Origin of the sequence: Hydrotalea sandarakina (assembly GCF_003254115.1) — a bacterium.
Taxonomy (GTDB): domain Bacteria; phylum Bacteroidota; class Bacteroidia; order Chitinophagales; family Chitinophagaceae; genus Hydrotalea; species Hydrotalea sandarakina.
The window spans coordinates 14,986-36,961 of record NZ_QKZV01000004.1; the positions used below are offsets into that span (position 1 = coordinate 14,986).

17 protein-coding genes are annotated in these 21,976 nt (G+C 35.7%); 12 read left to right on the forward strand and 5 right to left on the reverse strand.

What is annotated here, in order from left to right; all coding sequences use genetic code 11:
• Nucleotides 1–335: 335 nt before the first annotated feature.
• Nucleotides 336–5,153 carry a RecQ family ATP-dependent DNA helicase gene (locus LX80_RS07150; RefSeq protein ID WP_111294730.1) on the forward strand — a complete coding sequence of 1,606 codons (4,818 nt, stop codon included), beginning with the start codon at nucleotides 336–338 and terminating at the stop codon, nucleotides 5,151–5,153.
• Between the two features lie 842 nt (nucleotides 5,154–5,995).
• On the opposite strand, the gene LX80_RS07160 is transcribed toward LX80_RS07150, so the two are convergent.
• Nucleotides 5,996–6,415, reverse strand: coding sequence for an STAS domain-containing protein (locus tag LX80_RS07160; protein WP_211307725.1), 420 nt, complete (start codon nucleotides 6,413–6,415; stop codon nucleotides 5,996–5,998).
• Nucleotides 6,416–6,697: 282 nt separating this feature from the next.
• On the opposite strand from LX80_RS07160, the gene LX80_RS07165 reads away from it, so the two are divergent.
• Entirely contained in the window at nucleotides 6,698–7,387 is a 690-nt protein-coding gene (locus tag LX80_RS07165) for an SDR family NAD(P)-dependent oxidoreductase (protein WP_111294734.1), read from the forward strand.
• 80 nt (nucleotides 7,388–7,467) lie between these two features.
• On the opposite strand, the gene katG is transcribed toward LX80_RS07165, so the two are convergent.
• Entirely contained in the window at nucleotides 7,468–9,714 is a 2,247-nt protein-coding gene (katG, locus tag LX80_RS07170) for a catalase/peroxidase HPI (RefSeq protein WP_262509758.1), read from the reverse strand.
• Between the two features lie 200 nt (nucleotides 9,715–9,914).
• Here katG and uvrB point away from each other — a divergent pair, with 200 nt between their 5' ends.
• From uvrB to LX80_RS07205, 7 genes are all read left to right on the forward strand, one after another.
• The gene (uvrB, locus tag LX80_RS07175) at nucleotides 9,915–11,957 is read left to right on the forward strand and encodes an excinuclease ABC subunit UvrB (RefSeq protein WP_111294736.1); all 2,043 of its coding nucleotides are present in this window, start codon (nucleotides 9,915–9,917) and stop codon (nucleotides 11,955–11,957) included.
• A 124-nt stretch (nucleotides 11,958–12,081) separates the two neighbouring features.
• Nucleotides 12,082–14,043: a tetratricopeptide repeat-containing sensor histidine kinase gene (locus LX80_RS07180; RefSeq protein WP_111294738.1), complete on the forward strand. Its 1,962-nt coding sequence runs from the start codon at nucleotides 12,082–12,084 to the stop codon at nucleotides 14,041–14,043.
• On the forward strand, nucleotides 14,036–14,653 hold the full coding sequence (locus LX80_RS07185; RefSeq protein WP_111294740.1) for a response regulator transcription factor: 618 nt from the start codon (nucleotides 14,036–14,038) through the stop codon (nucleotides 14,651–14,653). The genes LX80_RS07180 and LX80_RS07185 overlap by 8 nt, the downstream gene beginning before the upstream one ends.
• Before the next feature lie 503 nt (nucleotides 14,654–15,156).
• On the forward strand, nucleotides 15,157–15,783 hold the full coding sequence (locus tag LX80_RS07190; protein ID WP_111294742.1) for a response regulator: 627 nt from the start codon (nucleotides 15,157–15,159) through the stop codon (nucleotides 15,781–15,783).
• 177 nt (nucleotides 15,784–15,960) lie between these two features.
• Complete coding sequence (locus LX80_RS07195; RefSeq protein WP_111294744.1) at nucleotides 15,961–16,701, forward strand: ParA family protein; 741 nt, start codon at nucleotides 15,961–15,963, stop codon at nucleotides 16,699–16,701.
• 13 nt (nucleotides 16,702–16,714) lie between these two features.
• Nucleotides 16,715–17,446, forward strand: a complete 732-nt coding sequence (locus LX80_RS07200; protein ID WP_111294746.1) for an esterase family protein — start codon at nucleotides 16,715–16,717, stop codon at nucleotides 17,444–17,446.
• A gap of 105 nt (nucleotides 17,447–17,551) precedes the next feature.
• Nucleotides 17,552–18,337, forward strand: coding sequence for a peptidase associated/transthyretin-like domain-containing protein (locus LX80_RS07205; protein WP_111294748.1), 786 nt, complete (start codon nucleotides 17,552–17,554; stop codon nucleotides 18,335–18,337).
• A gap of 43 nt (nucleotides 18,338–18,380) precedes the next feature.
• Here the strand turns inward: LX80_RS07205 and LX80_RS07210 are convergent, their stop codons facing one another.
• A complete protein-coding gene (locus LX80_RS07210) occupies nucleotides 18,381–18,767 on the reverse strand; it encodes a MerC domain-containing protein (RefSeq protein ID WP_111294750.1) in 387 nt (128 codons plus the stop codon).
• Between the two features lie 114 nt (nucleotides 18,768–18,881).
• On the opposite strand from LX80_RS07210, the gene LX80_RS07215 reads away from it, so the two are divergent.
• From LX80_RS07215 to LX80_RS07225, 3 genes are read left to right on the forward strand one after another with little or no spacing between them, the layout of a single operon-like run.
• Nucleotides 18,882–19,520, forward strand: coding sequence for an SCO family protein (locus LX80_RS07215; RefSeq protein ID WP_111294752.1), 639 nt, complete (start codon nucleotides 18,882–18,884; stop codon nucleotides 19,518–19,520).
• A 16-nt stretch (nucleotides 19,521–19,536) separates the two neighbouring features.
• Nucleotides 19,537–19,965 (forward strand): Fur family transcriptional regulator, encoded by a 429-nt coding sequence (locus tag LX80_RS07220; RefSeq protein WP_111294754.1) that lies wholly within the window; start codon nucleotides 19,537–19,539, stop codon nucleotides 19,963–19,965.
• Nucleotides 19,966–19,992: 27 nt separating this feature from the next.
• The gene (locus LX80_RS07225) at nucleotides 19,993–20,556 is read left to right on the forward strand and encodes a TlpA family protein disulfide reductase (RefSeq protein ID WP_111294756.1); all 564 of its coding nucleotides are present in this window, start codon (nucleotides 19,993–19,995) and stop codon (nucleotides 20,554–20,556) included.
• A gap of 41 nt (nucleotides 20,557–20,597) precedes the next feature.
• On the opposite strand, the gene LX80_RS07230 is transcribed toward LX80_RS07225, so the two are convergent.
• Nucleotides 20,598–21,164 (reverse strand): PepSY-associated TM helix domain-containing protein, encoded by a 567-nt coding sequence (locus LX80_RS07230; protein ID WP_111294758.1) that lies wholly within the window; start codon nucleotides 21,162–21,164, stop codon nucleotides 20,598–20,600.
• A gap of 116 nt (nucleotides 21,165–21,280) precedes the next feature.
• Nucleotides 21,281–21,925 carry a pyridoxamine 5'-phosphate oxidase gene (gene pdxH, locus LX80_RS07235; RefSeq protein ID WP_111294760.1) on the reverse strand — a complete coding sequence of 215 codons (645 nt, stop codon included), beginning with the start codon at nucleotides 21,923–21,925 and terminating at the stop codon, nucleotides 21,281–21,283.
• Nucleotides 21,926–21,976 lie beyond the last annotated feature (51 nt).

Genomic DNA, 21,976 nt, shown 5'->3' on the forward strand with positions numbered 1-21,976 from the left:
GCAACCATTAAAACAATAGAAGGGCTGACAATAAATTTTAAGATAACAAATTTTGATAGGTAGACAACATACAGGAAACATAACTTCTGGGCAGTTCTAGCAGATAGTTCGCCACTCATGCCTATGGAGGAAAAAAATTAAAACAACCCCACCGTACAAAATAAAATCAAATTTCTACGACAAACGCACAAGCGGTAGATTTGCTGTTGCCGCAACACTGCATACCCTCACAAGGGCAACCCAAAAAGAGCTGCTTCTCACAACGCTTGATCAGTTGAGCGGTAACAAAAGAGCCCTATTTTCTCACTTTTATGAATATATTTAGCAAATAGGAAATGAACTCAATTGCATTTATTGATACGGAGGTTGAGCCAAAGAGCCAAAAGATACTTGACATTGGAAGTGTCAAGGGTGATGGAAGTTCTTTTCATAAAAATTCCGTAGCCGAGTTCATTCTATTTCTGAACGGAACACAATTCATTTGCGGACACAACATTTTCAATCACGACATAAAGTATATCGGAAAAGCACTCACTGATGCAGGAATAAATTCAGCAAACATCATTGACACTTTGTTTTTATCTCCCCTACTTTTCCCCACAAAGCCGTATCATGCTTTATTGAAGGACGATAAACTTCAATCAGAGGAAATGAACAATCCTTTGAATGATTCTGTCAAAGCAAGAGATTTATTCAATGACGAAGTTGCTGCTTTCAGCCAAGCAGACGAAACTCTTAAACAGCTTTTCTATTTACTATTGAAAGACAAAAAGGAGTTTCAATCTTTTTTCCGTTTCATCGCATATACATGTGCTAGCAAAGACATTGAACAACTAATTCGCCAAAAATTTCAAAATGAAATCTGCGAACGTGTTGATTTGAGGAGAATAATTTCAGAACACCCGATTGAACTTGCTTACTGTTTGTCCCTTATAGACTCGTTCATTCAATTCAAGAAAACACATTCCATCACACCGCCTTGGGTGCTGAAAAATTATCCAGAAGTTGAACGAATAATGTTTCGCTTGCGAAACAGACCATGCGTAAGTGGTTGTGTATATTGCAACAATGCTTTAGACGTACACAAAAGTTTGAAACGTTTTTTTGGTTTTGATTCATTCAGAACTTATGCAGGTGAGCCACTGCAAGAGAAAGCAGTTAAAGCTGCAGTTGACAACAAATCAATTCTTGCAGTTTTCCCAACTGGTGGTGGCAAGTCAATCACCTTTCAATTGCCTGCTTTGATGAGTGGAGAAAATTCAAAGGGTTTGACGGTTGTAATCTCCCCTTTGCAATCGTTGATGAAAGACCAAGTTGATAATCTTGAAAAAGCAAACATTGTTGAAGCTGTTACCATAAATGGTTTGCTTGACCCGATTGAAAGAGCAAAATCTTTTGAACGAGTTGAAGACGGCTCTGCTAGCATTCTCTACATCTCACCTGAATCACTCCGTTCAAGGACAATTGAGAAATTGATTTTAGGTAGAAAGATTGCTCGGTTTGTGATTGACGAAGCTCACTGCTTTTCTTCGTGGGGACAAGATTTCAGGGTTGATTATTTATACATCGGAGATTTCATCAAGCAAATACAAGAAAAGAAAAATCTTGAAGATGGAATTCCAGTTTCATGTTTTACTGCAACTGCAAAGCAAAAAGTAATTGAAGATATTCGTGACTATTTCAAAGAAAAACTTTCGCTTGAACTTGAACTATTCACTTCAAAAGCATCACGAACAAATCTTCAATACAAAGTTTTTGAGAAAGGAGATGAAGAGGAAAAGTATCAGACAGCAAGAGATTTGATTGAGGAGAAAAATTGTCCGACTATCATTTATGTTTCAAGAACACGAAAAGCATATTCACTTGCAGAAAGATTAACTGAAGATGGTTTCAATGCAAAACCTTATCACGGCAAAATGGATGTGAAGGAAAAAACTGCAAACCAGAATGCTTTCATATCTGGTGAAGTTCAAATTATGGTAGCGACTTCTGCATTCGGAATGGGGGTTGACAAAAAAGATGTGGGCATGGTGATTCACTATGAAATTTCAGATTCACTTGAAAACTACATTCAGGAAGCAGGCAGAGCAGGACGAGATGAAAATATTGTTGCTAATTGCTTCGTATTGTTCAACGAGGAAGACCTTGGAAAACATTTCATCCTATTAAATCAAACCAAACTTTCAATCAAAGAGATTCAACAGATTTGGAAAGCAATAAAGGAAATTACAAGATTCCGTTCAACTGTTTCAAACTCTGCGTTAGAAATTGCACGAAAAGCAGGTTGGGATGATAATGTTGTTGAGATTGAAACAAGGGTAACTACAGCAATTGCAGCATTGGAAGATGCTGGGTATTTGAAGCGGGGACAAAATATGCCGAGAGTTTTTGCCAATAGTATTCTTTCAAAGAATGCACAGGAAGCAATTGACAAAATCAATGCTTCGGAAAAATTTGAGGAGAAGCAGAAAGAAAAAGGGATCCGAATTATCAAGAAACTTTTTTCTAGTAAAAGTAGAAAGCAATCAAATGATGAATCAGCTGAATCAAGAATTGATTACATCAGCGACCATTTGGGGATTGTAAAGGAAGAAGTGATAAACATTGTGAATCTTCTTCGTGAGGAAAAGATTTTAGCAGATGCAAAGGACTTAACTGCATTTATCAGGAAAGGTGAAAACAAAAATCGTTCACTCAATATTGTTGAAGCGTTCGGTAAGATTGAAAACTTTTTACTTTCTATTTTTGAAGAAACGGAAAAAACATTTCACATTAAAGAACTGAATGAAAAAGCAGAGGCAAATGGTTGTGAAGATATAACCACTAACAAACTAAAAACCATTGTCAACTTTTGGGCAATAAAGAATTGGATTAAGCGACAGAATCTTGAATACTCAAAAAATCATATTGCAGTTCTTTGCCTTCATCCGAAAGATACTCTGAAAGAAAAGTTAGGGCGGCGGCATGAGTTAGCAAAGTTCATTGTTGAATATCTCTATGAGAAAAGTAATCTGAATGTTTCCGAAGATGACAAAGACAAGGAAGATGTATTGGTTGAGTTTTCAGTTCACGAGTTGAAAGATGAGTTTGAAAGGAAGCCAAAAATGTTTGAAATGAAAATCACACTTGATGATGTTGAAGATTCTCTTTTCTACTTGTCAAGAATTGATGCCATAAAAATTGAAGGAGGGTTCCTTGTAGTTTATAATAAACTGACCATTGAAAGAGTTGAACAAGACAACTATAAAAAATACACAAAGGAAGATTATCGTAAGTTGAATCAGTTTTATGAAAACAAGGTTCAGCAAATTCATATTGTCGGAGAGTATGCAAAGAAGATGATTGACGATTACCAGGATGCTCTACAATTTGTTGAAGATTACTTTCAACTCAATTATGCTTCGTTCCTAAAGAAATATTTTCCGGGAAGCAAAATTGACAACCTGAAACTCAAAATGACCCCTGGAAAATTCAAGCAACTTTTTGGAGAACTTTCACCAACGCAGTTGAAAATTATCAATGACAGTGAACCAAAAATTGTAGTAGCGGCTGGACCTGGAAGTGGTAAAACAAGAGTGTTGGTTCACAAACTTGCTTCATTGCTTTTGATGGAAGATGTAAAACATGAACAGTTGCTCATGGTAACTTTTTCAAGAGCAGCAGCAACAGAATTCAAAAAGCGTTTGTTGAAGTTAATTGGCAACGCAGCAAACTACATAGAGATAAAAACTTTTCATTCCTACTGCTTTGACTTGTTAGGCAAGGTTGGAAGTTTGGAAAAGTCTGATGTGATTTTGAAAAAAACAATTGAGAAAATCAAAAACAAGGAAGTTGAAGCGAGTCGAATTACCAAGACTGTTTTGGTGATTGACGAAGCACAGGACATGGATGAAGATGAATACAATCTGATAAATGCTTTAATGGAGCAAAACGAAGAAATGAGAGTAATTGCAGTTGGTGATGATGACCAAAACATATATGAGTTCAGAGGAGCAAGTGCAAAATATCTTGAACAATTTATTGAGTTGAACAAAGCAGTCAAGCATGAATTGGTTGAAAATTATAGGAGCAAAGGCAACCTTGTTAAATTCACGAATCAATTTGTAAAAAGAATTCGCCACCGCTTAAAAGACACCCCAATTATTGCAAGGCAAACTGACAATGGAAGAATAAAATTGGTTCGTTATCAAAGCGGCAATCTCATTACTCCGCTTGTGCATGACATACTCACAACTGGGCTTACAGGAACAACATGTGTGCTTACGAAGACAAATGAGGAAGCATTGCAAATCACAGGATTACTTTTGAAACATAACATACAAGCGAAGTTGATTCAAACGAATGACGGTTTCAGTTTGTATAATCTTTCAGAAGTGAGATTCTTTTTAAGCCGGTTGAATTTGGCTGATGATGTTTTCATAATCAGTGATGATGTTTGGGCAAATGCAAAGCGGGAATTAATAATCAGATTTCGCAATAGCACAAAGTTGGAAGTATGCAACAACATCATTAAAGATTTTGAAGCGACCAATCCCAAGAAGAAATACAAATCAGATTTGGAAGTTTTCATTCGTGAATCCAAGTTGGAAGATTTTTTCAATGAAAACGGAGAAACAATTTTTGTTTCAACTATTCACAAAGCAAAGGGAAAAGAGTTTGACAATGTTTTCCTGATGCTTGAAAACATCAATCCTACAACAGACGAAGCAAGACGCCAGTTATATGTTGCAATGACAAGGGCAAAGCAGAACCTGACTGTTCACTTGAATTCAGATTTCCTTGACGACCTAACAGCAGAAAATTTAGAACGAGTTGATGATAGAGAAATTTATTTACCACCAAATGAAATGACAATGCATCTGACTTTCAAAGATGTTTGGCTTGATTACTTCATCAACAAACAATATTTGGTATCTCAACTTACAAGTGGAGATACTTTGACTTTGAACGGAGATGAATGTTTGAATTCAAAGGGACAATCTGTTTTGAAATTCTCGCAGCAATTTGTAAAGCAAATTCAAAGTATGAGAGAGAGAAATTATGAATTAAAAAGTGCGAAAGTTAACTTCATTCTTTACTGGCTTAAAGAAGGAGAAGAAAAGGAAGTTAAAATTGTTTTACCGGAATTATATTTTGAAAGGAGAACCAACTAATAAGCCAATACACAAATTTACAAGCTACAAGCCATGGTACAGACCAAAGCTTACAAAAGAGTGTGTTTTTTTTCCCCAATAAGAAATTCAAATATTTTTTACCCTGGCCTTTGTTGTTTTAATTTTTTCCAACCGCACAACCCACGAAAGACGAACGATTTGACAGTTTATTGCAGACCTTAACTAGAAGATGTAACTTGACACATACGCCAGATGTAGGAACTGCTAACAGCCGTTTGCCGCAATGGGGGCTGATGTGGTTAAATCAAGCGCAGTACCTCTATCAACATTTGTGCTTGGTTGATAGTGAAGTACCCCGAAATCTCCGCCACTACGCCATGCCACAAAACGCTATACACAATCCTAAAACAAAATCCCCTTCACTAGTAAGCTAAAAGTTATTCAAAGCGAAGTGTATCTAACAGCCCACTGTACATTTCAAAGTCGAACAAAATCAATAGTATTAAAAACACCCCTGTAAAAGAGATGAAATAGCCAATACATGGCAGGCATTAATTAATTCATTCAGATCGAGTACAAAACAAAATAAGAAAAAGAAACCACCAGAAGGTAAACTCTTAGGTTAATGCTACATTTAAGCTTTCCAAATTCATTTTTGCCGCATAGCTAACGTTTATTTTTTAGGAAGCACTTTTGTGTAATAATTAAATTCTAACAATTAAAATTATGGGCACCATCATTTCACAATTTAGTATCCTTATTAAAAGCAAACTCACAACACTTAACTAAAAGCAATTTAAATTATTAAAATAGGTATGCTTTTCGCCAACCCATCACTATCAAATTAACACAGCTACTCTAATTATTTAAAACCAATTTCATCACCCATTCAACATAACATTATAGGTAGGATCTTCTATTACATTTACATCAATTAATGTTTCGGCATTTTTTAGTAATCTACGGCAGTCGGGACTTAAATGTTCTAAATGAACTTTTTTGTTCTGTTTCTGGTAGCGTTCCGTTAACTTATTCAATGCTTCAATGGCTGACATATCTACCACTCTACTTTCGCTAAAATCTATTATTACTTCCTTAGGATCATTAAGTATATCAAATTTCTCTGCAAACGCTGTGGTGGATGCAAAGAAAAGCGGACCGTATATTTCATAGTGCTTTACGCCATTTTCATCTACATATTTTCTTGCACGTATACGCTTGGTAAAATCTAATGCCAATAACTTATTCAGCAATAATAAGTCTAAACCTTCAGCAATAATCAGAAATATTATTCTTAACATAATATATTGAAAGAATAAAACAGGTAAAAAAATGGAAAAAAGGAACTTGGCGGGAAAAGGTACCAATCTTATTCACTGTTTTTCAACTTAATAAAAACAACCCTATTTTTTAAAACTTCAAACAACAACTAACCATTGTATGTTATCAATATATTGTTTAAAAATTTATATCAACGGTCAATAATTTTTTCACGACTATTAAAATAGGAGATATAGTTTCAGAAAAAGGAGATATTCAACAAATTGGCAACTGTAGTGTTATTATGAAAAAAATATTGAAAGATGCAATATTTAATCATTGGCACTAATGGCATTGGTGGCGCACTGGCCACACAGTTAGCTGAAAAGAATCATACCGTTTTTGGCACTTATTTTCAACACCCTAAAACAAATACAAATAATATTGAATACCATCCCTTAAATGTTTTAGACGATAATATTGATTTAAGCTTTTTACCTGAAAAACTTGATGGATTAGCTTATTGTGTTGGAAGCATAATGCTAAAACCTTTTCAACGATTAACTGCAAACGATTTTATACAAGATTATCAGTTACAAGTAGTGGGTGCCGTTAAATTATTGCAACTATGTTTGCCTAAGTTAAAACAAAGTCAACAGGCCTCCGTTGTTTTATTCAGTACCATTGCGGTACAAACAGGCTTTAACTTTCACAGTTTGGTAAGCGCCAGCAAAGGTGCCATTGAAGGCTTAACCAAAGCTTTAGCCGCTGAATGGGCACCTGCCATCCGTGTCAACTGCATAGCGCCTTCTATTACCAACACTGCTTTAGCACAAAACTTTTTAAACACACCCGAAAAAATTGAGTTGAATGCTCAACGACATCCATTAAAAAAAATTGGCAGTGCTAATGATGTGGCTAATTTGGCTTCATTTTTACTAAGCCCTGAAAGCAGTTGGATTACCGGTCAAATTTTTCATATTGACGGTGGCATGAGCAGCATAAAACTTTAAAACACCTATAGTTACATAAAAAAAGAAAGCAACTGAGAACAGTTGCCTTCATATTACAAATCTGAACCAATATGAAAAAGTTATGCATGTAAATCAAATCTGTCTAATTCCATTACTTTATTCCATGCTGCAATAAAGTCGTGTACAAACTTTTCTTTTGCATCATTTGCGCCGTAAACTTCGGCAATGGCTCTGAGTTCAGAATTAGATCCAAAAATCAAATCCACTCTTGTAGCAGTAAATTTCACTTTACCACTCTTACGTTCCTTAATTTCAAATACATCTTTTTTATCAGATATAGGTACCCATTTGTTATTCATATCTAACAAGTGTACAAAGAAATCGTTGGTAAGTGTACCGGGCTTATCGGTAAACACACCATGTTTAGAACCATCGTAATTAGCACCCAACATGCGCATGCCGGCTACTAACACTGTCATTTCAGGTGCCGTAAGCGTTAATAGTTGTGCTTTATCTACTAACAAATGCTCAGGTAACACTTTGTTGGTACTGGTAACTTTTACATAGTTTCTAAATCCATCAGCAATTGGTTCCAATACGGCAAATGATTCAACATCGGTTTGTTCTTGAGTAGCATCATTTCTGCCGGGTGTAAATGGAACAGTTACTTTAAAGCCTGCATCATGTGCTGCTTTTTCAACGGCTGCACAACCTGCCAATACAATTACATCGGCTAATGAAACTTTTTTATTTCCTTTTTGTGCAGCATTAAATGTTTGTTGAATTTTTTCTAAAGCATCTAACACTTTAGCTAAATGTGGTGGATTATTCACTTCCCAATATTTTTGGGGTGAAAGACGTAACCTTGCACCGTTGGCACCACCACGTTTATCAGAACCTCTAAAGGTTGATGCGGAAGCCCATGCAGTTGTAACCAAATCAGCAATACTTAAACCGGAATTGAGAATGGTTTGCTTTAATGAAGCAATATCATTGGCATCGATTAATGCATAGTCAATTGCAGGAATAGGATCTTGCCATAACAAAACCTCTTTGGGAACTTCAGGACCTAAATAGCGGGTAATAGGCCCCATATCGCGGTGAATAAGTTTGTACCAAGCTTTTGCAAAAGCATCGGCAAACTCATCAGGATTTTCATAAAAATGACGAGAAATTTTTTCATAAACCGGATCAACGCGCAATGCCAAGTCGGTAGTTAGCATAAATGGAGCATGGCGTTTGTTGGGGTCTTGCGCATCGGGTACAGAACCCGCACCGGCATTGTTTTTAGGCTTCCATTGGTGTGCACCTGCAGGACTCTTTGTTAATTCCCATTCATATTCAAATAAGGTTTCAAAGAAATTATTGTCCCATTTAGTAGGTGTTTTGGTCCATGCACCTTCTAAACCACTGGTAATAGCATCTGTTCCGACACCTGTACCAAATGAATTTTTCCAACCTAACCCTTGCTCTTCAATTTCTGCAGCAGCGGGCTCACGACTTACATATTTAGAAGGGTCGGCAGCACCATGTACTTTACCGAAAGTATGGCCGCCTGCAATTAAAGCTACGGTTTCGTAATCGTTCATGGCCATTCTGCCAAAGGTTTCGCGAATATCTTTTGCGGCTGCTAACGGATCGGGATTGCCGTTAGGGCCTTCCGGATTCACATAGATTAAACCCATTTGTACGGCGGCTAATGGATTTTCCAGTTCTCTGTTGCCGGTATAGCGTTTATCGCCCAACCATTCAGTTTCTGCGCCCCAGTAAATGTCTTGTTCAGGTTCATATATATCTTCGCGGCCACCACCAAATCCAAATGTTTTAAAGCCCATGGATTCTAATGCGCAGTTGCCGGCCAATACAATTAAATCAGCCCAGGAAAGCTTCTCACCATATTTTTGTTTAATAGGCCATAAAAGTCTTCTGGCTTTATCTAAATTGGCATTATCAGGCCAACTGTTTAATGGTGCAAAACGTTGAGAACCGGAACCGGCACCACCTCTTCCATCATGAATACGATAAGTTCCTGCACTATGCCATGCCATACGAATAAACAGCGGTCCGTAGTGACCATAATCAGCCGGCCACCAATCTTGCGAATTCGTCATCAACTCAAAAAGGTCTTTTTTTACGGCAGCGAAATCGAGCGATTGAAATGCTTTTGCGTAATTAAACTTTTTACCCATTGGGTTAGAAAGTTCTGATTGCTGGCGCAGAATATTCAACTTCAGTTGATTGGGCCACCAATCTTGATTGCTGGGACCACCACCGGCAACATGATTAATCATTCCATGATTAAATGGGCATTTGCCGGTACCATTCATTTTGTGGGTCTCTTTTTCGTGATTTGTAATAGGGTCCATATTTTGTTATTTTATTAATTCAGATTTTCAAAAGTACAACAATAAAAACATAAGTTTTATTTATAAATACAATAATGAAATCGATAAAATCTATCAATTAAAATCTTCTTTTAACAAAGCATTCGCAGCAATTCATTAATAATTCAAGCAAATTTTGGCACAATACAGCGGCATATTTTTTGAATGCAGTAATTTGCAGTATGCCTTTTCAAATTAATGCACCTTATTCACCCGGCGGAGATCAACCGGAAGCCATTAAACAATTGGTAAATGGATTACGAGCCGGCGAACAATTTCAAACATTATTAGGGGTAACCGGCAGCGGGAAAACTTTTACCATTGCCAACGTTATTCAACAAGTGCAAAGGCCAACGTTGGTATTAACGCATAATAAAACTTTAGTTGCGCAATTGTATGGGGAGTTTAAACAATTCTTTCCCAATAATGCAGTAGGTTACTTTGTAAGTTATTATGATTATTACCAGCCTGAAGCTTACATGCCTGTTAGTGATACCTATATTGAAAAAGACTTGAGCATTAATGAAGAACTGGATAAATTAAGACTGCAGGCTACATCCCAACTACTTACGGGGCGAAGAGATATTATTGTGGTGGCCAGTGTTAGCTGTATATATGGCATGGGCAACCCAACAGATTATGAAAACGGCATTATTCGAATTCAACAGGGACAGGTAATTTCACGTCAAGGATTTTTGCATGCCTTAGTTAATGCACTATACAATCGTTCGCAGGTAGAATTTAGCCGAGGCACTTTTCGTGTAAAAGGCGATACCGTTGATATTAATTTACCTTATGCAGATTATGGCTATCGCATTCGCTTTTTTGGAGATGAAATTGAAACTATTGAAAGCCTTGATTTAGTTACCGGCAAAAAAATTGGCAGCTTGGAAAATGCCGCCATCTTCCCAGCCAACTTATACCTGGCACCAAAAGATATTTTACAACAGGTAATTTATGAAATTCAAGATGAAATGCGGCAGCAGGTTGAATACTTTACCAAAATCGGTAAATTTATTGAAGCCCAACGCATTAAAGAGCGTGTTGAGTACGATTTGGAAATGATTCGTGAATTGGGTTATTGTAATGGCATTGAAAATTACTCACGCTTTTTTGACCGCAGACAACCCGGCACACGTCCCTTCTGTTTATTAGATTATTTTCCAAAAGACTTTTTATGTGTTATTGATGAAAGCCACCAAACCATTCCGCAAATTGCCGGCATGTACGGTGGAGACAGAAGCAGAAAATTAGTATTGGTAGAATATGGTTTTAGATTACCAAGCGCATTAGATAATCGTCCATTGAATTTTCATGAATTTGAAAATTTAATTGGCCAAACCATTTTTGTAAGTGCAACACCCGGCGATTATGAATTAGAAAAAACGGGAGGCGTTGTAATTGAACAAGTAGTTAGACCTACCGGGTTATTAGATCCACCAATTGAAGTAAGGCCTTCTGTAAATCAAATTGATGATTTACTGGATGAGATAGATAAACGCGTTAAACAAGGCGATAGGGTTTTGGTTACCACACTAACCAAACGTATGGCCGAAGAAATGGATAAATACTTGCATAGAATTAACATAAAATCGAAATACATACACAGTGATGTGGATACATTGGAGCGGGTTGAAATTTTAAGACAACTAAGATTGGGAGAAATAGATGTTTTGGTAGGTGTTAATTTATTACGGGAAGGGCTTGACTTACCGGAAGTTTCATTGGTAGCTATTTTAGATGCAGATAAAGAGGGTTTTTTACGCAATGAAAAATCACTAACACAAACTGCAGGAAGAGCAGCCAGAAATGCCAATGGCTTAGTTATTTTTTATGCAGACACCATTACGGAAAGCATGCAAAAAACCATTGATGAAACCAATCGTAGAAGAGAAAAACAAATTGCCTATAACATACAACACAATATTACACCCACTACCATAAAAAAATCCATTGAGCAAATTATGCAACAGACCTCTGTTTTAGACATAAAAGAAACAGAGCAGGAAAAAACGGTTAATACGGTTGCTTCAAAAGAGGGATTATTAGCTGCAGAAGATGCCGCTTCTTACCAAACAATTCCTCAATTAGAAAAAAGTATTGCACAAATTAAAAAGCAAATGGAAAAAGCAGCTCGTGATTTAGAATTTATTGAAGCTGCACATCTCCGCGATAAAATGTTTGCCTTGCAAGAACAATTAAAAGCCCTAAAAAAAGATAACTAGAATACTGAAACATTGCCTCCTAAACATTTTTACCATTCAAAACACAATAGCTTTTTTCAAAATAATATTAAATGATGTATATTGTTATACATTAATAAAACCCCATACCCCATATTTTTGAAACATGAAGCTGATTGGCATTTTATTCATTTGCTTGTTTGTTTGTCATCCTCCATCCTTCGGTCAGGCTCCGTCGTTAGATTCGTTGGAAGCTATGGCATTCCATGGCACAACAGATAGCATTAAAATTGAGGGGTTATATAAACTATGTTTCAGCTATTTATCTATCGATCCGCAAAAAGCCGTTTTGTATGGTGAAGAGGCCTTACTACTCAGCAATAAAGTGCCTAATGAAATTTTACTGGCAAAAGTATTAAACAACTTAGCACAAGCATACGACTTACAACGCGATTTTAAAAAGTCTAGAGCACTTTTGCAAAAAGCAATTTATTTAAGTATTAAAGAAAATGATGAAGAGGGACTGGGCAATGCACAAAACAATATGGCCTTATCTTATTATTTAGAAGGACAACTGGACAGTTCCTTATTTTGGCATTACAGAGCATTAGAAACCAGAACGAAAATTGGGAATGTATTACAAATTGCAGATACCCACAATAATATAGGCATTCTATTCAGCCTAACAAAAGCATATAAAAATGCTTTATTTCATTTGAATGAAGCATTAAAAATTTACGTTTCACATAAAGATACCAATGACTTAGCCAATATTTACAGTAACGTGGCAGACGTATATCAACGACAAAAAAAATATGACAGTGCCATACATTTTTTACACCTCTCTATCAACTATGCCAAGTTTGCCTCATCGCCAAATTTGCTTAAAAATGCCTATCTAAATATGGGGTTTTGCTATAATGGAATGCAGGATTATAACAAAGCTTTGGAATATTTTAAAAAAATTGAAAGTTATAATAATATAGAAAAAGATGTTACTGTTTATTCCTATTTATTATTAGGCTTGAGCGATGCATACCTTGGGTTACACAATTATGCATTAGCTATTAGCTATGCAGAACAAGGCATTCAATTACCTTCGGTTGGCGACAATAACAAACTTGAATTGTATAGTTACTATTATAAAAACTTAGCCGATGCATATGAAGCCCAGGGCAATCTTTCAAATGCATTACTGTATTTCAAATCATATAAATCAGTAACCGATTCTTTAAGAACAGAAGAAAATATTCGCAACCTAAATGATTTGGCAGCCAAATACGAATCAAAACAAAAAGACCAACAAATAGAAATTTTAAATAAGGACAATGAGTTAAAAAGCTTAGCATTAAAAGACAAAAAAAACATCATCATTTTTTATAGCATAGGGCTAATTGTATTGGTATTTAGTTTGGGAAGTATTTTGCTTTTATATTTTAATAAAGAAAAATTAAACCATGAATTAGCAGAGAAAAATAAATTGATTACACAATCATTGGCTGATAAAGAAGTATTACTAAAAGAAATTCATCACAGAGTAAAAAATAATTTACAAGTAATTAGCAGTTTACTGAACCTGCAAAGCAAAACCATACAAGATGAAAATGCTTTAATTGCATTAAAAGAGGCAAGAGACAGAGTGAAAGCCATGGCCATCATTCATCAAAATTTATATGTAGAAGGCAATATTGCCGGCATAGATATGCACGAGTATATTGAGAAACTCATCAACAATTTATTTAGCTCGTACAATATTGATGAAGCAAACATTCAATTAAAAATGGAAGTGGACCCTATTCAATTAGAGATTGATTATTTAATACCCATTGGTTTAATATTGAATGAATTAATCAGTAATGCTTTGAAATACGCCTTTAAAGGCCGTGAAAAAGGCACTTTAGAGGTTACTTTGCATACCTGGCAAAACAAATTAATTTTGCAAGTAAAAGATGACGGTATTGGAATGCCTAATGAAATTGATTTTAAGCATTTGAGTACCATGGGCTATCAATTAATTGATTCATTTATCAAAAAATTAAAAGCAGAGTTGTATATTGATGGCACAAACGGTACAACAATAACATTAATTATTCCCAATTACCACACCAAAACTGCTGTATATGAGTGAAATTAAAATTTTAATTGTTGAAGACGAGCCTTTAATTGCTGCCGATATTGCTCAATGTTTAACCAATCTTGATTTTTGTGTATCGGGCATTGCATACAATACATTTGATGCGTTAAAAGAATTGGAAACCAATTTGCCGGATGCCATTTTATTGGATATTAATTTGCATGAAGAGAAAGACGGAATTGATTTGGCCGGTGTAATTAATACCAAGTATAAATTACCATTTGTGTATCTTACCTCACATGCCGATAGACTGACATTGGAACGCGCCATTAAAACCATTCCTGCAGGATATATAGTAAAACCATTTGACGAAAAAGATGTGTTGGTAAACCTGGAAATTGCCTTACATAACCATGCACAACAACACAATGCTGCATATCCCAGTTTATCATTAAAAGCCATTAATAAACATTTGGTGAAACCACTTAGCGAACGTGAATTCGAAATTTTAAATGCCATTTATGATGGCAAAACGAACCAGCAAATGGCGGAGTCATTTTATCTTTCTGTCAATACCATCAAAACACATATTGCAAATATTTATGGCAAGTTAGAAGTTACTTCCAGAACGGCAGCCATAGCAAAATTGCGCAATTGGATTTAGTATTAACACAAGCAACTTTGCAGGAATTGTCTGAACTTTCCCATATTCAATTTCATTTGCTGTTTTATGCTTGAATGAGCTGTACAATGCTTTTACCAATGGCGATTTCAGGCTTTCAAAATCATACTATTGGGTGAATAATTTAATCAGTAAAATACTTCAAATTTGCGGTATTGAATATCAGAATGTTTCTGGTTTAGGGGGTTAAAAACGTTTTGGTTTTTCATAGGATATAGGATTTATGGGCGTCTCTTTCTAGAGATGCCTTTTTTCTTTTCAGCCTCCTTTATTTAATAATTTTCTTATATATTTTGAAACCTCAAAAAAAGTTTGTAACTTGCCACTTATATAATATCCAGGCCTAATTATCTTTCGAAGTAAATACATTTGCAAGCGCTACCCTTGTAAAAGGTACAAAACCTGTGAAAATACCCATTTAACTTTAAAAAGCCTTAAAGATTGATGTGTATGTTTCACTAATTTTTGTAAAATAAAATATTCATATGAAAATAATTTTAGCGGACGACCACAATGTTTTACGAAAGGGCTTGATTATGATTTTGGAAAAAGCCTTCCCTTCTGCAGAAATTGAAGAAGTTTCTGAAGGTACAGACCTCATTAAAAAAGTAATGAAACAAAAGTGGGACATAATTATTTCCGACATTTCCATGCCCGGTCTCTCAGGCATTGATGCCATAAAGCAAATTAAAGATATTAGTCCGCATATTCCCATTTTAGTATTAAGTACGCATGCACCCGAGCAATATGCGCTAAGAGCCATTAGAGCAGGCGCATCGGGATATTTAACCAAAGAAAGCGCACCCGAAGAATTACTAACAGCCATTAATACTTTACTGCGCGGAAAAAAATACATTACACCGGAAGTTGCCGAAATACTGGCGGAAGCTTACGGAGATGATTTTGAAAAAGCCCCACACGAACAATTATCTGACCGGGAATTTCAGGTTTTGCAACTTATTATAAAAGGCAAAACCATTTCTGAAATTTCAGAAGCATTATCATTAAGTGTCAACACCATTAGTACTTACAAAGCCCGTATTTTAAGCAAAATGCACGTACACAATAATGCTGAATTGATTAAATATGCCATAGATAACAATTTAATGTAATCTACGCTAAAAGTATCCTTTATTACCCTTCCTTAAGTTTACACGGTTTATTTTGCTGTGCAGTGTAACATTGTGTATTCAACCTCTTAATAATTAGCGCAATTACATTTAAAACCATAGTTGCAAAAAAATTGTATGGAATATTTGATGCATTCAAATGTTTTGTATATTTAAACTATGGTCAGTTTAGCATTTTATAACCTGAAAGGGGGTGTTGGCAAAACCGCATCAGCCGTTAACCTTGCTTATTTAGCTGCACAAGAAGGGAAAAAAACTTTGGTATGGGATTTAGACCCACAAGGTTCTGCTTCGTTTTATTTGGGTGCTTCAGCTACTACCAAAAATGAATCAAAGAAAATTTTATTGCAAGAAATAGATATAACGGAAGTAGTACTACCAACCGCTTATGATCATTTATCGGTTATACCGGCCGATATTTCTGCCCGCTATGCAGATATTTTACTCAACGAAATGAAACAGTTTAAAAAGAAAGTAGCCGCTTTATTAAACAGTTTTAAAAAAGCATTTGATATAATAATTATAGATTGCCCGCCGGGACTTTCTATTTTGCATGAAGCTATTTTTTACGCAGCTGATTGGATTTTAATGCCCAATATTCCCACAACTTTATCTATTCGATCATTCGAAACTGTATTGCAGTTTTTTAAAGACAATGATATAAATAGCGATAAAATAAAATGTTTCTTTAGCATGGTTGACCATAGAAAGAATTTACACCATGAAACCATGCATGAATTTTATAAAGACAAACTTTTTTTAAAAAATTATATTCCCTATTTAAGCGATATTGAAAAAATGGGTATTCACCAAGCACCACTGGAAACCTTTGCTTCCAGTAGCTATGCCGCTCAATGTTATAGGGAAGTTTGGAAAGAAATAAAAAGAACTTGTTTATAAACCACTTGCATTTATGGTAAAAGAAATAACATCGTGGTTTAGTCCCGCTTTGCAAGAAGAAATGCCCATTGCAACTTATGGTTATTTCGGATTTGCTTTACTGCTGATACCTACTGCTGCTGCTGATTTTTTAGAATATGAACGATTTCAATTAATTGATGCACTCTCTCCCCATATTCATGCCGGGAAAATAAAAGTATTTAGCATAAACAGCATGAACAACCAAAGCTGGATGAACGATAATATGGAACCTGCGCATAAAGCCATTCGTCAGAATCAGTTTAATGAATATGTTCATAATGAAGTTATTCCCTATATACGCAGGCATACCAGTAACAACACCTTAATATTTACTTGTGGCGCCAGTTTTGGCGCATTACATGCCATGAATTTATTTTTAAAACGCCCCGATATCATTAACGGTGCTATAAGCATGAGTGGTGTGTACGACTTAACAGAATACACAAAAGGCTATTGGGATGAACAAGTATATTACAACAGCCCGCAACATTATATACCCAACCTTACCGACCCTTGGTTTTTAGATAAAATTAAAGCCAGTCACCATATTCATATTTATTCAGGTTCAGGTGCGTATGAAGATCCGGAAGCAAGCAGAAGGTTCTCCAAAGTACTATGGGACAAAGGCATTTGGAATGATTTAGAAATTTGGGGTAATGATATTCCACACGATTGGCCCACTTGGCGAAAAATGCTTCCATTAATTATTGAACAAAAATTTTAGCCCTTAGCCGGCCGGGCTTAAAATTTTTAAATAACATGTTAATTCCTGCTGAAAGCTATTCATCTTAGTTAATTTGGCTTTAATATTACAAACCAATTGAACAGTTTGACAAAATATATTTACTTACTATCTCTACTCATTTTTGCCATTGTTGAAGCCCACGCACAACAGCCTTCAAAGGCATTCACAATTAAAGGGACTGTTTACGACATAACAGCCCGTCGTCCAATAGAAGCGGTTGCCGTGTTAACATCATCCGGCAAAGGAACTTTAACCGACTCTTTAGGCAAATACAGCATTACGGTATTTCCGCATGATTCTATTTGGTTTTCATTGATTAATAAAACCACCATGAAATACCCGGTAGATACAATTAGTAATACTGAAGCATTCGATGTACAAATATTTTTAAACGCCTTTAACTTGCCCGATGTAAGTGTGCGCAATAGAAGCTATAAACTGGATAGTATTCAAAACAGACAGGATTATGCCAAAATATTCAATTTCAGAAAACCGGGACTTCGTTTAAGCAATGGCCCATCGGGTTACAACCCCGGCAGTGTTACAGTTGGTTTAGATTTAGATGAAATTATTAATTTATTTCGGCGAAAACGAAACCAAAGCATTGAATCATTGCAACGACGCTTAATTCAACAAGAACAAGATGCATACATTGACCATCGGTTTAATAAAGGTTTTGTTCGAAAAATTACCGGCCTTACATCTCCACAGTTAGACAGTTTTATGGTAAAATACAGGCCGGACTATGATATTTTGAAAATGTTGAACGATCTTGAATTTGGGTATTATGTTGAACAATGCTACAAACAATACATGCGTAATTTAGGGCTGGATAAATATTACTTTCGGAAGGAAGACACTCCGTTTTAACTTACATGATGTGGTCATAAGTTAAACTTCTACAGCTAAAACATTACTTGGTAACATTAACCGCAGGTTTATAGTTGCAGGTTTTATTGTTAAGCAAATGGCCATAAACAATAAAAATGACGGCAGGTATTAATAATACCACTTCCCATTTATGCCAAAACTGTTTGGCAACTAAAAAAAGAATACCAATTAAGAAAATTACCAATGGCTTCAATTGGTGGTGTTTGTATAAATAACCCCGCAGTAAAGAAAATGCACCAATAACAAAAGCCAATCCAATCATAAAATACTCAAATGCTCGGTTATGAATTACTTCTATACCTAATAGGGGCAAACTGGTTAATACAATTGGCAGCAAGGCACAGTGAATGGCACAGGCAACAGAAGTAATAATTCCCACTACATCCCAATTTACCTTTTTCAAAAACATGGCACAAAGATAAGAACATTGCAACAATGTTGCAAAATTAACAAAACAAAAAAATCTTCAACACCATTTAGCCGACGTGAAGGCGTAAATTTGCAATCTATTTAATTCATTTTCATGAACAAGAAGAAACTGATAATTTATTCCGTGTTTTTTATTGGGTTAGTGGCGGTTTTTATGTTCGTAATATCACGGGTAACCGATATGTTTCAACGTAGCACGCTTACAGAAAGAAGCACAGTGTTACCTTTCCAATTTACAAACCAAGATGGTAAACCTGTTACCAATAAAGACGTAGAAGGAAAAGTATATGTGGTAAACTATTTTTTCACCACTTGCAAAGGCATTTGTCCCAGAATGAACAACAATTTGAAAGAAGTATATGAGCAGTTTAAAAACCGCCCCGACTTTATGATATTGTCGCATACTTGTGATCCTGACAATGATTCTGTTCCAAAAATGAAACGTTATGCCGACTCTATGCAAGTAAATACCCAAAAATGGGAGTTTTTAACGGGAAGAAAGGATAGCTTATACAAAATGGCTCGTTACAGCTATGGTATAGATGATCCCAAAAATACCGTGAACGATATTAAAGATGATTTTATTCATACGCAATTTGTTGCATTGGTGGATAAAAATGGTATAGTACGAGGTCAGGTTTATGACACGCTAAAAAAAGATGAAATTGAAAAATTAAAACACGATATTGAACAATTATTGAATGAACCAACACCCGGTACTGCTTTACGATAAATGATAAACTCGCTTTATGAATAACATTTTTGCCGACATATTAAGGAAGAACAATTTAAGTATTACACCTTGTCGATCAGCTATTTTAGAATTATTTCATGAAGCGAACGGCGCATTAACCCATGCTGCTATTGAAGAAAAAACCGGGGAACAGTTTGATAGGGTAACTATTTACAGAACGTTACAAATTTTTGTAGAAAAAGGATTAATTCACACCATACCAAGCCCCGATAATTCAATATTATATGCATTGTGCAAAGATGATTGTTCAGAAGGACACCACCATGATGACCATATTCATTTTATATGCAACCAATGCAGCACTACAGTTTGTTTAGACCATATAAGCACACCCAAAATAGTTTTACCCAAAGGATTTAAAGTTCAACAAACAGATGTTTTAATTAAAGGCCTTTGTGCACAATGCAATTCCAATTCACAATAAATTCATTTTATTTAAAAAATCATCAACATGTTACACAATAAATTTTTTGCAAACGGATTTGTAATACTACTGATAACGACAGGAATCACTTTAACTGCCTGCAAAAACAATCAATCGAGTAATGAACCTGTACAAAGCACCAATGCAAGTACAAGCAATGCAACTACAGCCAACAATAACACCAACGCTGATGCCTTGCCGACCTTTAGCATAAAAGATGCCAACGGGAAAGTTGTGAATTTAAAAGATGCTTTTAAAGGAAAAAAAATATTGGTGAACTTATGGGCTACCTGGTGCCCGCCCTGCCGCGCTGAAATGCCTTCGTTACAAACCTTATACAGCACAACTGATAGCAGCAAAGTTGCCTTTGTATTTCTTTCAATGGATGATGATTTCAATAAAGCTTTACAGTATGTAAAAGATAAAAAATACACGCTTCCGGTTTATTATCCTGCACAGGAACTACCCCAATTATTCAATGTTGAAGGCATTCCTACCACATTTATTTTTGATGCTAACGGTAAAATTATTCATCAACAAGTGGGTATGGGCGATTATACCAGCCCCGAAATTAGACAACTGCTTCAATAAATAAACATTCACATTCAACTGCACCAATTTATTTCCCATTGTTATTGGTAAAACAAAACCAAAATAGCAATGGGAAAAATTATGCCCATAAGTGCCAACCACCAACCTCTTTTTTTGAAACTATACTTCCCACGCATTAAAAACATACCACTAACGGTAATAAAAATTAAACCAAGGGCAAATATATCAGAATACCAAATCCACCAGTTGCCCGTAAACTTGTGTAAAAATGCCATTTGCGCCAACACCGGTTTGGGTTTCCATAAGTTCATTTCAACCATGCCATTTTCCAAATGTATCGTTATATCTGCATTGGCAAAAACAGCCACCACAGTACTATCATTTCTGGAATCTGAACGCAAAAGTTTTCCCAATTGTTGTGCGTCGCCAAAAGCTTGCAGCTGCTGCTTTTGAATACTATGTGCCGCGCCTGAAAATGCAGATGACAACTTCTTATATTCATACAAATATTTATCGGGCTTCCAAAGTTTTCGGTGGTTTTGTGCAATACCTGAAACAGCAAAAGCAATAATCAATCCTACAAAGAAATAGCCAATATCACGGTGCCAATTACGCAGTGATTTATTCGACAAAAAATTATAAGCCATAAAGGGTTAATTAAGTGATGCGAAACTAACCCTCCATTAAAGCGAGCATTTATAAATTAGGGAAAAACGTTTATGTTTTTGGGAAGAATTTGTTATGCTTAGTCAATACCAAACCGTTAAGGTGCTAAACGTACTTTTTCCCAACTGCCATTAGCTTGTAAATTATATTGAATTCTATCGTGCAATCGATTACTCCTGCCTTGCCAGAACTCCATCATAACGGGTTTTACGCAATAACCTCCCCAGAAATCGGGACGAGGAATAAATCCACCTTCATATTGCTGTGTGAATTTTTGAACAGCAAGCTCCAACTCTTCTCTGTTTTTAATTATCCGGCTTTGTGGCGAAGCCCATGCGCCAATGCGGCTGCCCTCGGGCCTTTGTTGAAAATAAGTATCACTTTCTTCAACCGATGCTTTTTCAACTATTCCTTCTATACGAATTTGCCTTTCCAATTCTTTCCAAAAAAACACTAATGCAGCATGTGGATTTTCAGCTAATTCATGCCCCTTGTGGCTGTTGTAATTTGTAAAAAAAACAAAGCCATCCTTACTGTAATCTTTCAACAACACAATTCTGGCACTGGGTAATCCGGTTTTAGTGGCAGTAGCTAAAGTCATGGCATTTACTTCCTCAATTTCACTGTGTATTGCTTGTTGCCACCATTTTTCAAATTGATCAAATGGATTGTTGGCACAATCGCTTTCGTTTAACGATTGAAGTTTATAATCCTTTCGAATGTTTGCAATATCTAAACGCATGGTACAAATTTAGAAGCTGCCATTGGTAAAAAATACTGATGTGCATCAGTT